Raw genomic sequence first — 381 nt, 5'->3', positions numbered from 1 at the left:
ACGACCCCGATGGGATCCGCGGTTTCATCAATCGGACCGGTCGAGCCTTCACACCCTTGAGGCCGCACGACAGACCGCATCCGCATTTCCTCGGCTGGCACAGGGAAAACTGCTTCAAGCAATGAAATCGGTACGGAAGCGCCAGCTTGAGAGAGGAAGCTGCCATTCTGAGCCGGCACCACGCGCCACCGTCCTCGATTCCTCGTCGCGACCCACTCTGTAACCACCGTGTAACCACGGCCCTCAAAGAGGCTTACGAGCGGCATTCAAGGAATCGAAAAGCCTTGTCTTTCGAAGGGGATAGAGTGGTGCCGGTTGCGGGACTTGAACTCGCGACCTACCGCTTACAAGAGCGCGAATCTTCCCGTTCGGCAGTTTCAA

1 pseudogene is annotated in these 381 nt (G+C 58.0%); it reads left to right on the top strand.

Annotation, left to right across the window (positions count from 1 at the left end):
- A pseudogene (locus tag FV217_RS23635) lies at positions 1–125 on the top strand (restriction endonuclease); the annotation flags it as partial.
- Positions 126–381 lie beyond the last annotated feature (256 nt).

The sequence above is a fragment of the Methylobacterium sp. WL9 genome (genome assembly GCF_008040035.1).
In the GTDB taxonomy this organism is placed as follows: domain Bacteria; phylum Pseudomonadota; class Alphaproteobacteria; order Rhizobiales; family Beijerinckiaceae; genus Methylobacterium; species Methylobacterium thuringiense.
Note: the sequence above shows the minus strand (reverse complement) of the source record. Positions and strands in the feature narration are given on the sequence as shown.